The sequence below is a fragment of the Streptomyces sp. NPDC059224 genome, assembly GCF_042754285.1.
In the GTDB taxonomy this organism is placed as follows: domain Bacteria; phylum Actinomycetota; class Actinomycetes; order Streptomycetales; family Streptomycetaceae; genus Streptomyces.
Genome location: NZ_JBHZAN010000046.1, coordinates 1 through 12,663, shown reverse-complemented (window position 1 = coordinate 12,663; position 12,663 = coordinate 1). Strand labels below are relative to the sequence as shown.

Here is a 12,663-nt window from a genome sequence, read left to right as displayed (position 1 = left end):
GCGCGGCCGGCCGGCGGCGGCCGGGCTCAGCCCAGCCGGTCCGGGATCTCCGCGAGTGCCACCGGTCTCCGCTCGTGCCGGGAGACCTCGCAGGCCTCCGCGATCCGCAGGGCCTGGAGCGCCTCGCGCCCGTCGCAGGGGTTGGCGAGTCCGCCGCGGACCACGTCGACGAAGGCGCACAGCTCGGCCTCGTAGGCGGGTCCGAACCGCTCCAGGAACCCGGGCCACGGCTTGTCCGCGGGCGGCGGCCCGGTCGGCTCCGTGGAGGCCACCGGCGTACGGTCGTCCAGCCCGACCACCACGGTGTCCCGCTCCCCGGACAGCTCCATCCGCACGTCGTAGCCGGCGCCGTTCAGCCGGGTCGCGGTGGCGGTGGCCAGCATGCCGTCGTCCAGGGTGAGCAGGGCCGCGCCGGTGTCCACGTCACCGGCCTCGCGGAACATGGCCGGCCCGGCGTCCGAACCGGTCGCGTACACGTCGACGACCTCGCGGCCGGTCACCCAGCGCAGTACGTCGAAATCGTGGATCAGGGTGTCCCGGAACAGGCCGCCGGAGAGCGGCAGCCACTCCGGCGGGGGCGGCGACTGGTCGGAGGTGAGCGCCCGCACGGTGTGCAGCCGTCCGAGCCGGCCCGAGCGCACGGCCTCCCGGGCGCCCGCGTACCCCTTGTCGAAGCGCCGCTGGAAACCCATCTGCAGCACCGTCCCGGCCTTCTCCACCTCGGCCAGGGCGTGCAGTGTCCCGGGCAGGTCGAGGGCGACCGGCTTCTCGCAGAAGACCGGGAGCCCCGAGCGCGCGGCCCGGCCGATCAGGTCGGCGTGCGCCGACGTCGCGGTGGTGATCACCACCGCGTCCACGCCCCATTTGAAGATCTCGTCCGCCCCGGGTGCCGCGGTCTCCCCGAGGCGGTGCGCCAGATCCTGGGCCCGCGCCGGATCGACGTCCGAGAGGATCAGCGATCCGACCTCGCGATGACGGCTGAGCGTGTTCGCGTGAATGGTTCCGATGCGGCCCGTCCCGATGACCCCGATGCGCATGGGAACAAGGTGCGGGTGCACCCGGCGCGCTGTCAATCCGTATGTCCGGACAATCGAACTACACAACTTCCCGTCAACCCGTCACGGGGATACGCTCGGGCCCGTGCCGAAACCAGATGGGGACCCGACTGTGCCGCTCGACCTGAGTGTGGACCGGAGCTCGCCGGTGCCGTTGTACTTCCAGCTCGCGCAGCAGCTGGAGGCGGCCATCGAGCACGGCTCGCTCACCCCCGGCAGCCTGCTGGGCAACGAGATCGAGCTCGCGGCACGGCTCGGTCTGTCCCGTCCGACGGTGCGTCAGGCGATCCAGTCCCTTGTCGACAAGGGACTCCTCGTCCGTCGCCGGGGTGTCGGCACCCAGGTCGTGCACAGCCAGGTCAAACGGCCACTGGAGCTCAGCAGCCTCTACGACGACCTGGAGTCGGCCGGCCAGCGCCCCGCGACGAAGGTGCTGGTCAACACGGTCGTCCCGGCGTCCGCCGAGATCGCCGCCGCGCTCGCGGTCGCCGAGGGCACCGAGGTGCAGCGCATCGAGCGGCTGCGGCTGGCGCACGGTGAGCCGATGGCGTACCTGACCAACTACCTGCCGCCCGGTCTGCTCGACCTGGACACGGGGCAGTTGGAGGCGACCGGCCTCTATCGCCTGATGCGGTCCGCCGGGATCACCCTGCACAGCGCCCGCCAGTCCATCGGCGCCCGCGGCGCCACGGCCGCCGAGGCGGAGCGGCTCACCGAGCCCGAGGGCGCCCCGCTGCTCACCATGCGGCGCACCACGTACGACGACACCGGCCGCGCCGTCGAGTTCGGCGACCACATCTACCGGCCGACCCGCTACTCCTTCGAGTTCCAGCTGCTCGTACGGTCCTGAGCGCGCCTCGCGTTTCCGACGATCCGTTAGTCGCAATGTCCGGACAAGGTGAGCGCAGAGTGCCGCCCGCCGCCGCCCGGGGTGTCCCCATGTTCGATACTGAGGCTTTTGGGGCAGGCGAGGTCACCGCCAGTGGTCACTCACGGTGAGCTTCGTCCGCCCCTCTCGCACGTATGAGCACGGCAAGAAGGGCACGGCCTCGTGGCACGGTTTCGGACCTGGGTGGGCATCGCGGTGGCGGGGGCGCTCGGCGTCACCCTCGCCGGGTGCAGCAGTACCGGCGGCAAGCGGGCGGAGGACGCCCGGAACGCCGCGGCGGCCCAGGGCAGGGCGGCGGTGAACACGCCCCGCTGGACCTTCGCGATGATCACGCACTCGGGAGACGGCGACACCTTCTGGGACATCGTGCAGAGCGGTGCCGAGCAGGCCGCCCGCAAGGACAACATCGACTTCCTCTACTCGCACGACGACGAGGCCCAGCAGCAGGCGCAGCTCGTGGACGCGGCGGTCGACAAGAAGGTCGACGGGATCATCGTCACCCTCGCCAAGCCCGACGCGCTCAAGGCGGCCGTGGCCCGGGCCGGGAAGGCCGGCATCCCGGTGATCACCGTGAACTCCGGTTCCGAGGAGTCCAAGGCCTTCGGTGCCCTCGCGCACATCGGCCAGGACGAGACCATCGCGGGCCAGGCGGTCGGCGACGAGCTGAACGAGCGCGGCAGGAAGAAGGCCCTGTGCGTCCTGCACGAGCAGGGCAACGTCGGCCACGAGCAGCGCTGCGCGGGTGTGGCGAAGAACTTCGGCGGCGAGGTCGAGAACCTCTACGTCAACGGCACGAACATGCCCGACGTGCAGTCCTCGATCGAGGCGAAGCTGCAGGCCGACAGGTCGATCGACGCGGTCGTCACGCTCGGGGCGCCCTACGCCGACACCGCCGTGAAGGCGAAGACGGACGCGGGCAGCACGGCCGAGGTCGACACCTTCGACCTCAACGCCAAGGTCGCCGCCGGACTGAAGGACGGCACCCTCGGCTTCGCGGTGGACCAGCAGCCGTACCTCCAGGGCTACCAGGCGGTCGACCTGCTGTGGCTCTACAAGTACAACGGCGACGTCCTCGGCGGCGGGCGGCCGGTGCTCACCGGCCCGCAGATCATCACCAAGGGCCAGGCGGCCGCGCTGGCGAAGTACACCGCGCGGGGCACCCGATGAGCGCCACCGTGGAGCACACCCTTGATGAAAGGATTCTGCAGAGTTCTCCGCTGCGCAGACTCCTCTCCCGTCCGGAGCTGGGCTCGGTCGTCGGCGCAGTCGCCGTCTTCGTCTTCTTCGCCGTGGCCGCGGACGGTTTCCTGCGCGCGTCGAGCATCAGCACGGTCCTCTACGCCTCCTCGACGATCGGGATCATGGCGGTGCCGGTCGCGCTGCTGATGATCGGCGGCGAGTTCGACCTCTCCGCGGGCGTCCTGGTGACGTCCTCCGCGCTGACCTCCTCGATGTTCAGCTACCAGCTGACGACGAACACCTGGGTCGGCGTGGGCGTCTCGCTCCTCGTGACCCTCGCCGTCGGCGCCTTCAACGGCTTCGTGCTCACCCGAACCAAGCTGCCCAGCTTCATCGTCACCCTGGGCACCTTCCTCATGCTCACCGGGGTGAACCTCGGTCTCACCAAGCTGATCGACGGCACGGTCTCCACCAAGACGATCGCCGACATGGAGGGCTTCCCCTCCGCCCGCGCGGTCTTCGCCTCCACGCTCACCGTCGGCGGCGTCGACTTCAAGATCACGATCCTGTGGTGGCTCGCCCTGGTCGCGGTCGCCTCCTGGATCCTGCTGCGCACCCGCGCCGGCAACTGGATCTTCGCGGTGGGCGGCAACCAGGACGCGGCCCGCGCGGTCGGCGTCCCGGTCGCCAGGACCAAGATCGGCCTCTACATGGGCGTGGCGCTCGGCGCCTGGATCTCCGGCCAGCACCTGCTCTTCTCGTACGACGCCGTCCAGTCCGGCGAGGGCGTCGGCAACGAGCTGATCTACATCATCGCGGCCGTCATCGGCGGCTGTCTGATCACCGGCGGCCACGGCAGCGCGGTCGGCTCGGCGGTCGGGGCGCTGATCTTCGGCATGACCGGCAAGGGCATCGTCTTCGCCGAGTGGAACCCCGACTGGTTCAAGTTCTTCCTCGGAGCGATGCTGCTCCTCGCGACCCTGCTCAACACCTGGGTCCGCAAGCGCGCGGAGGCCACCGCATGACCCTCGTCCAGCTGACCGACGTCAGCAAGAACTACGGAACCGTCCGCGCCCTGGAGGGGGTCTTCCTGGAGGTCCGCGCGGGCGAGATCACCTGCGTCCTCGGCGACAACGGAGCCGGCAAGTCCACCCTGATCAAGATCATCGCAGGCCTGCACCGGCACGACGGCGGCAGCCTGCGCATCGAGGGCGAGGAGACGGCGCTCACGTCGCCGCGCGAGGCGCTGGACCGGGGCATCGCCACGGTGTACCAGGACCTCGCCGTCGTGCCCCTGATGCCGGTGTGGCGCAACTTCTTCCTCGGCTCGGAGCCCCGCAAGGGCGTGTTCAAGCGCCTGGACGTCGACTTCATGCGCCGCACCACCCGTGCCGAACTGCTCCGCATGGGCATCGACCTGAGGGACGTCGACCAGCCCATCGGCACCCTGTCGGGCGGCGAACGCCAGTGCGTGGCGATCGCCAGGGCCGTGTACTTCGGTGCGAAGGTGCTGATCCTGGACGAACCGACGGCGGCACTGGGAGTGAAGCAGTCAGGTGTGGTCCTGAAATACGTGGCGGCGGCACGCGACCAGGGTCTGGGTGTTGTGCTGATCACCCACAACCCGCACCACGCTTACCTGGTGGGAGACAGGTTCGTGCTGTTGCGGCGGGGCACCATGGTGGGGAACCACACACGTGACCAGATCACACTCGAGGAACTGACCGGCCAGATGGCAGGCGGAAGCGACCTGGACGCGCTCCGCCATGAACTGCGGCGCCCCTGAAAGACGCGCGGGGCTCTGCTCGATACGCGGCTACCGCCGCGCGGGCGCGACACGCCGTGGACGGCCCGCACCGGGCGACGGCTACGGCGACGCACCCGCTCCTTATCTCCCCCGAACGGCGCCACCCTTCCCGGTGCGGCAGAATCGAGCCCGATGAGCACCTACCGCGACCTCACCGCCCCCATAGGCTCCCGCCGGGCCCCCGTCCTGCGTACGGTCGGCACCAGGGAACGCCGGTCCCACCTGACGGCCCCCCGTGTCCCCACCGTCGGCATCGACATCGGCGGCACCAAGGTCATGGCGGGCGTGGTGGACGCCGACGGCAACATCCTGGAGAAGCTCCGCACGGAGACCCCGGACAAGTCCAAGAGCCCGAAGGTCGTCGAGGACACGATCGTCGAGCTGGTCCTGGACCTGTCCGACCGGCACGACGTGCACGCCGTCGGCATCGGCGCGGCCGGCTGGGTCGACGCCGACCGCAACCGCGTGCTGTTCGCCCCGCACCTGTCCTGGCGCAACGAACCGCTGCGCGACCGGCTCTCCGGCCGGCTCTCGGTCCCCGTCCTCGTCGACAACGACGCCAACACCGCCGCCTGGGCGGAGTGGCGGTTCGGCGCCGGCCGCGGCGAGGACCACCTGGTCATGATCACGCTCGGTACCGGCATCGGCGGTGCGATCCTCGAGGACGGCCAGGTCAAGCGCGGCAAGTACGGCGTGGCCGGCGAGTTCGGCCATATGCAGGTCGTCCCCGGCGGCCACCGCTGCGCGTGCGGCAACCGCGGCTGCTGGGAGCAGTACAGCTCCGGCAACGCGCTGGTCCGCGAGGCCAAGGAGCTGGCCCAGGCCGACTCCCCGGTGGCGTACGGGATCATCGAGCACGTCAAGGGCAACATCAACGAGATCTCCGGCCCGATGATCACCGAGCTGGCCCGCGAGGGCGACGCGATGTGCGTCGAGCTGCTCCAGGACATCGGCCAGTGGCTCGGCGTCGGCATCGCCAACCTCGCCGCCGCGCTCGACCCGTCCTGCTTCGTCATCGGCGGTGGCGTCAGCGCCGCCGACGACCTGCTGATCGGCCCCGCCCGGGACGCGTTCAAGCGCCAGCTCACCGGCCGCGGCTACCGCCCCGAGGCCCGGATCGCCCGCGCCCAGCTGGGCCCCGAGGCCGGTATGGTCGGCGCCGCCGACCTCGCCCGCCTGGTCGCCCGCCGCTTCCGGCGCGCCAAGCGGCGCCGGGTCGAGCGGCACGAGCGCTACGAGCGGTTCGCGGAGGCCCGCCGAACCCGGGACACCGCATGACCGCGTCCCTGCCCCGCCAGGCCGCGCCCCCGGACGAACCGCACCGGCCGACGGAGACCCCCGGGCACAAGGCGCGCCGCCGGGCGCTGACCCTCCTGATCATCGTGCTGCTCATCGGCGTGCCCGCCGGCTACCTGGTGATCTCCGCCAACCAGAGCCGCAACAGCGGCAAGGACAAGGAGTCCAAGTACTCCGCGACCGGTCTCACCGAGGGCTGGCCGTCCAAGGTGCAGCGGCGTCTCTACCAGGTGCCCGTCCCGCACCCTGCCGACCGGATCGCGTACTACGAGACGAACAACTGGAAGACCAGCCGGCTCTACGTGCAGTTCCGCACCAACAGCGCCGGCCTGGACAGCTTCCTGGAGGGCCTGGGCCTCAACCGGGACGCGCTCAAGAAGGACGAGATCAGCGTCGGCTCCCGGGACCAGAAGATCACCGGCTGGAAGTTCACCGGCTCCGGCCCCTGGTCGGGCCTGACGCACCAGCAGAAGAACCCGGCACCCACCCAGGACGTCGTCGTGAACACCGCCGACCCGAACTACCCGATGATCTACGTCGTCTCCCGCACCGTGCCGTAGCGACGGCCCCCGGCCGGTCGCCGGGGCCGATTGTCAGACCCCGCCCGTACAGTCGAAGACGTCTGAGCCGACAGGCGGGCGGGAGGTGGCAGAACGTATGAGGGACACGGTGACCGGGACACCCGACGGCATCTCCCCGCGTCTGGCCGCGGTCTATCTGCCCGCCGACCTCCCGCGCCAGGGCCGCATCGCCTTCTGGGACCCGGACGGCGACCCGCTGCCCGCCTGCGCGACCGAGGACCTGACGGTCGTACGACGGCACGGTGCCGGTGTCCGCCGCCGGCAGGTGCCCGCGCTGACCCTGCCGCTCGACGAGGCCCTCCCGCTGCTCGTCCGGGCCCGCCGCGACCCGGCCGCCCACCCCGCCACCGCCTGCTGGGGCGCGGCCGCGCAGCACGCGCTGCGGCTCGCGGCCCGGGGCCGTCTGCTGCCCGGTCTCACCCCGGCCGGCCACGACGCCTGGCGGGCCGGTCCCCTGGAGCCCGCCGACATCGCGCACCTGCGCGCGGTGGCCGCCGCCCTGCCCGCCGAGGGACACGCCGTGCCGCTGCCCGGCCCGGGCCCGCTCCGGCTGCCCCAGCCGGAGGCGCTGATCCGCTCCTTCCTGGACGCGGTCGCCGACACCCTGCCCCGCACCCCGGCCGCGCCGCACACCTCGGGCAGGCCGTTCGCCGCCCGGGAGGCCCAGCGGCTGCCCGACGCGCGGGAGTGGGCCGCGGAGGTCGCCGCGGGCATGGACGCGGGCGTGCGCATCTCGCTCCGCCTCGACCTGTCGGCCCACGACCTTTTCGACGACGGCGAGGGCGCGCACCGCGCGGGCGCGGCGATCGTGCAGGTGCACAGCCTGGCCGACCCCACCCTGATGACCGACGCGGTGGCCCTGTGGGCCGGACGGTCCGACGCCGCCTTCGGTCCCCGCGCGCGGGTGGACGCGGCCCTGGCCGTGCGCAGGGCCGCGCGGGTGTGGCCGCCGCTCGACCGGCTCGCCGAACAGGACGTGCCGGACGTACTCGCCCTGTCCGAGGAGGAGCTGGGTGACCTGCTCGGAGTGGCCGCTACCCGGCTGGCGGCGGCCGGCGTCGCCGTGCACTGGCCCCGTGACCTGGCCCAGGACCTCACCGCGGCCGCCGTGATCCGCTCCGCCCCCGGCTCGGCGACCGACGGGACGGGCTTCTTCGAGGGCGAGGAACTGCTCCAGTTCCGCTGGCAGCTGGCGCTCGGCGGCGACCCGCTCAGCGACGCCGAGATGGACGCGCTGGCCGAGGCGCACCGTCCGGTCGTACGGCTGCGGGACCGCTGGGTGCTCGTCGACCCGGCCCTGGTCCGCAAGGCGCGCAAGCGCGAACTGGGCCTGCTCGATCCGGTCGACGCGCTCTCCGTGGCGCTCACCGGCGAGGCCGAGGTGGACGGCGAAACGGTGGCGGCGGTCCCCGTCGGGCTCCTCGCGGCCCTGCGCGACCGCCTCACGGCCGGCATCCAGCCCGCCGAGCCGCCCGCCACCCTGCACGCCACCCTGCGCGACTACCAGCTGCGGGGCCTGGCCTGGCTCGACCTCATGACCTCCCTCGGCCTCGGCGGCTGCCTCGCCGACGACATGGGCCTGGGCAAGACGATCACCGTCATCGCCCTGCACCTCAAGCGGGCACGCACCGAGCCGACCCTGGTGATCTGCCCCGCCTCGCTGCTCGGCAACTGGCAGCGGGAGATCGCCCGGTTCGCGCCCGGCGTCCCGGTCCGCCGCTTCCACGGCGCCGACCGCACCCTGGACGGCGTCGACGGCGGCTTCGTCCTGACCACCTACGGCACCATGCGCGCCGCCGCCGGCAGCCTCGCCGGCCGGCCCTGGGGGATGGTCGTCGCCGACGAGGCACAGCACGTCAAGAACCCCTACTCGGCGACCGCCAAGGCGCTGCGCACCATCCCGACGCCCGCGCGCGTGGCCCTCACCGGCACTCCCGTGGAGAACAACCTCTCCGAACTCTGGGCCCTGCTGGACTGGACCACCCCCGGGCTTCTCGGCCCGCTGAAGTCCTTCCGCGCCCGGCACGCGCGTGCGGTGGAGAACGGCGAGGACCAGGAGGCGGTGACCCGGCTCGCCCGCCTGGTCCGCCCCTTCCTGCTGCGCCGCAAGAAGTCCGACCCGGGCATCGTCCCCGAGCTGCCGCCCAAGACCGAGACCGACCACGCCGTTCCCCTCACCCGTGAACAGGCCGCGCTGTACGAGGCGGTGGTCCGCGAGTCGATGCTGGCCATCGAGACCGCGGAGGGCATCGCACGCCGGGGCCTGGTGCTCAAGCTGCTCGGCGCCCTGAAGCAGATCTGCGACCACCCCGCGCTCTACCTCAAGGAGGAGACGCGCACCGACGGCCTGGCCGCCCGCTCCGGCAAACTCACCCTGCTCGACGAACTGCTCGACACCGTCCTCACCGAGGACGGCTCGGTGCTGGTGTTCACCCAGTACGTCGGCATGGCCCGCATGATCACCGCGCATCTCCAGGCCCGCGCGGTCCCGGTCGACCTCCTGCACGGCGGCACACCGGTACCGGAGCGGGAGCGCATGGTGGACCGCTTCCAGAGCGGTGCCGTCCCGGTCCTGGTGCTGTCGCTGAAGGCCGCGGGCACCGGCCTCAACCTCACCCGCGCGGGCCATGTCGTGCACTTCGACCGCTGGTGGAACCCGGCGGTGGAGGAGCAGGCCACCGACCGCGCGTACCGCATCGGCCAGACCCAGCCCGTGCAGGTCCACCGCCTGGTCACCGAGGGCACGGTGGAGGACCGCATCGCCGAGATGCTGGAGGCCAAGCGCGCTCTCGCCGACGCGATCCTGGGCTCCGGCGAGTCCGCCCTGACCGAACTGACGGACCGTGAGCTGTCCGACCTGGTGTCGCTGCGGAGGACGGCATGAGCGAGGACGAACAGCGGCCGGGCGACGCGGCACGGCGGGCCCTGCGGGCGGCACGGGGACTGGGCACGGAGACCGCGGACGACTCGGCGGCGCCGGCGGCCCCACGGCCCGCGGGTCCCGCTCCGTCGGCGGCGGACAGCGCCGACGAGCAGGTGAACGACGAGCAGGTGAAGGTGACCAGGCCGGGTGACGGCGCGCGGCTGGCGCTGCGGGCGGCCGCGGCGGCGAAGGGCGCGGAGCAACGGGACGCCGAGGCCGACGCCGAGGCCGGCGTGGCGGACGCCGGTGTCCCGGCCGCCGCTGCCGTTCGTCCGGGCGCACGGCCCGGGGACGTCGCGCGCGAGGCGCTGCGCGCGGCCCGCGCGGAGGCCCGGCGGGCCGAGGCGGCCACCGCGCAGGTCCCCGAAGGGTCCCCGGAGCGCACGGCACGCCGGCCGGCCCCGTCGGAGACGGCCCGCGTCGGAACCGCCCGTGACCTGAAGCAGTTCCTGGCGACCGCGTTCAGGATGCCGAAGGAGGAGCCGGGGGCGGCGCACACCGACTCCCCGACGGATCGGGGAACTCCGGCGGAGCGCCCCGAGGCGGACGGGACGCACGCCACCGGGACGCGGCGTCTCCCGGCGGAGCCCGCCCCCGCCGAGACGCCCGGCCCGCCCGCCGTCCCCGCACCCACCGCGGTTTCCGGCCGCCCCGAGCCGGCGGCCGCTCCCGCCACCCCCCGCCTGCCCCGCACCATGGCCACCCCGCACCGCGACACCGAGCTTCGCCGGACCTTCCCCTCCTTCCCTTCCCCGGCCGGTGTGCCAGGGGCCGACTTCGCCGGGACCTGGTGGGGGAACGCCTGGGTGCGCGCGCTGGAGGACGGGGCGCTTGACGTGAAGCGGCTCTCCCGGGGGCGCGGTTATGCCGAGCGGGGGCATGTCGACGCCATCACCGTGACGCCGGGACTGGTCCTGGCCTACGTGCAGGGGAGCAGGCCGCGGCCGTATCGCGTGCAGGTGCGGTTGCGTACCTTCGGCGCGGACGAGTGGGACCGGTTCCTGGAGGCCGCCGCCGACCGGCCCGGCGACATCGCCGCGCTGCTCGACAAGGAGCTGCCGCAGGCCCTCGCGGAGGGCGGGGTGTCCTTGCTGCCGGGGCCCGGCGAGCTCGAACCCCGGTGCAGCTGCCCGGACTTCGGGCACCCCTGCAAGCACGCGGCCGCCCTCTGCTACCAGACCGCGCGGCTGCTGGACGCCGATCCGTTCGTCCTGCTCCTGCTGCGCGGCCGCGGGGAGCGCGAGGTCCTCGACGCGCTGTCCCGGCGCAACGCCGCACGCGCGGCCCGGGAGCGGCAGCCGGTGTCGCTGCCCGGCGTGCGCGCCACCGAGGCCCTGGAGAAGCGTCGGCTGCCGCCCTTGCCGCCTCCGTTGCCGGTGCCGCGGCACCCCGAGCAGCCGCCGGTGTACCCGGGTGCCCCGGGCGGACCCGACCCCTTCACGCTGGACCAGCTGGCCACGGACGCCGCCGCCCGCGCCCATGCCCTGCTCGCCACCGGACGCGACCCGGTCGGCGACCTCACCCTCTGGCAGGACGCGGTACGCCTCGCCGCGGCCCGCCCCGGGTCCGGGCTGACCGCGTCCACCCGTGCCCTCTACGCCTCGCTCGCGGACGCCGTCGGCCGCAGCCCTGGCGACCTGGCCCGCGCGGTCGCCGCCTGGCGCCAGGGCGGCGCGGAGGGGCTGGCCGTGCTGGAGGAGCCCTGGGACCCGCCGGCGGGCCGTTTCGACCGGGCCAGACCCCTGCTCCTGGCTGCCGACCTCCCGGCCTTCCGGCCCTGGCGCAACCACCTGACCCACCCCGGCGGCCATGTCCAGCTCCGACTGGGCCGGGACGGCCTGTGGTACGCCTACGAGTCCGAACCGGGCCATGACGACTGGTGGCCCAGAGGCACCCCCGACCTGGACCCGGTGGGGGCGCTCACGGGCCTCGGAGCGGCGGACGACCTCTAGAGCCCGACGGAGCCCGACGTTCCTTCCGGTGCCGTCGTACCGGGCCTCGGCACCCTCGGCCGGTGGAGGAACCGGCCGCCGTCCTCGGCCCGCTCCGGGAACCGCTGCCGGCTCTCGTAGCTGAACCGGCGGGTGATCCCGCTGTCACGGCTCGCTCTCCGTCGTCGGGGCGGCGCTCGCCGTCGCGCCGCCCGGCGTGCTCGCGGCGGCCTTCGGTGCGGTGCCGTCGTCCGTGTCGCCCGGTCCGCCGGCCGTGCACGTCCGTGCTCGCCGTGAGCAGCAGTGCCGTCGCCGCGCACAGGACCGGTCCGCGTCCCCTCACGCTCGCCCCCAGCAGGCCGCCCTACGGCCTGTTCCCTCGGGGCCGCAGGGCTGACGCCGGCGTCTACCTGTCCCGACTGCGTCTGCCGAAACCCCATGGCGCATGCGTGCCGGCGCATGTCCGCGAGACGCGCCGGCCGACTCGACCACGAAAGCGCCGCGCACAACGGGTGAGCATCGGAGCGCAGTTACTCACCGAACAGTCCCCGGGCGAACTGTCCACCGGTGAAGTCGCCCGCCGGGCGGCTATCTCCCGGGGTCTGCTCTTCCACCACTTCGCGGGCGGAAGCGAATTCCACGAGGCCGTCGCGACGACCTGATCGCCGCCACCGGCGACGGACAGCCCATGTTTTCGAGCGCTTCCATGAGTTTCGACTTCCGTGGAAGTCGAAACGGGATATGGCCGACGTCCCTGGGACCAGCGAATTCCGCGTCCTTTCCGCCGGATATCGAAAATCTTCGCGAAGTCGTCACAAGGTGGATGGCTCGTACGGACTTTCGACGGAGAGGCGCGTGCGAGTTCTGCGAGCTCGGGGTGATGTCGGCACGGCGGGACGGGAGACGTTAGCCTCGATCGTTCATGAGTCCTCGTCGGTTCGCTGACGGGGACTCCGCGTTTGTGTGGTGCGGTCTTTTCGGGGTTGGGGCAGGGCGAGGGTC

The 12,663-nt window shown here is 72.9% G+C and carries 10 protein-coding genes; 9 read left to right on the top strand and 1 reads right to left on the bottom strand.

Annotated features, from left to right (window positions below; translation table 11 throughout):
* Window positions 1–26: 26 nt before the first annotated feature.
* Entirely contained in the window at window positions 27–1,037 is a 1,011-nt protein-coding gene (locus ACFXI4_RS37710) for a Gfo/Idh/MocA family oxidoreductase (RefSeq protein ID WP_362719777.1), read from the bottom strand.
* Window positions 1,038–1,167: 130 nt separating this feature from the next.
* Here ACFXI4_RS37710 and ACFXI4_RS37705 point away from each other — a divergent pair, with 130 nt between their 5' ends.
* The 9 genes from ACFXI4_RS37705 (at window position 1,168) to ACFXI4_RS37665 (ending at window position 12,323) form a co-directional block, all read left to right on the top strand.
* Window positions 1,168–1,905 (top strand): GntR family transcriptional regulator, encoded by a 738-nt coding sequence (locus ACFXI4_RS37705; RefSeq protein WP_385000179.1) that lies wholly within the window; start codon window positions 1,168–1,170, stop codon window positions 1,903–1,905.
* A gap of 201 nt (window positions 1,906–2,106) precedes the next feature.
* A complete protein-coding gene (locus ACFXI4_RS37700; protein WP_385000058.1) occupies window positions 2,107–3,111 on the top strand; it encodes a sugar ABC transporter substrate-binding protein in 1,005 nt (334 codons plus the stop codon).
* Entirely contained in the window at window positions 3,108–4,148 is a 1,041-nt protein-coding gene (locus ACFXI4_RS37695) for an ABC transporter permease (RefSeq protein ID WP_385000055.1), read from the top strand. The genes ACFXI4_RS37700 and ACFXI4_RS37695 overlap by 4 nt, the downstream gene beginning before the upstream one ends.
* On the top strand, window positions 4,145–4,909 hold the full coding sequence (locus ACFXI4_RS37690; RefSeq protein WP_385000052.1) for an ATP-binding cassette domain-containing protein: 765 nt from the start codon (window positions 4,145–4,147) through the stop codon (window positions 4,907–4,909). Before ACFXI4_RS37695 ends, ACFXI4_RS37690 begins: the two co-directional genes overlap by 4 nt.
* A 153-nt stretch (window positions 4,910–5,062) precedes the next feature.
* Complete coding sequence (locus ACFXI4_RS37685) at window positions 5,063–6,208, top strand: ROK family glucokinase (protein WP_385000049.1); 1,146 nt, start codon at window positions 5,063–5,065, stop codon at window positions 6,206–6,208.
* Window positions 6,205–6,786, top strand: a complete 582-nt coding sequence (locus tag ACFXI4_RS37680) for a sugar kinase (RefSeq protein ID WP_385000045.1) — start codon at window positions 6,205–6,207, stop codon at window positions 6,784–6,786. Before ACFXI4_RS37685 ends, ACFXI4_RS37680 begins: the two co-directional genes overlap by 4 nt.
* Before the next feature lie 97 nt (window positions 6,787–6,883).
* On the top strand, window positions 6,884–9,691 hold the full coding sequence (locus ACFXI4_RS37675) for a DEAD/DEAH box helicase (protein WP_385000042.1): 2,808 nt from the start codon (window positions 6,884–6,886) through the stop codon (window positions 9,689–9,691).
* Window positions 9,688–11,682, top strand: a complete 1,995-nt coding sequence (locus ACFXI4_RS37670) for an SWIM zinc finger family protein (RefSeq protein WP_385000039.1) — start codon at window positions 9,688–9,690, stop codon at window positions 11,680–11,682. The genes ACFXI4_RS37675 and ACFXI4_RS37670 overlap by 4 nt, the downstream gene beginning before the upstream one ends.
* Before the next feature lie 491 nt (window positions 11,683–12,173).
* Window positions 12,174–12,323, top strand: coding sequence for a TetR family transcriptional regulator (locus ACFXI4_RS37665; RefSeq protein ID WP_385000036.1), 150 nt, complete (start codon window positions 12,174–12,176; stop codon window positions 12,321–12,323).
* Window positions 12,324–12,663 lie beyond the last annotated feature (340 nt).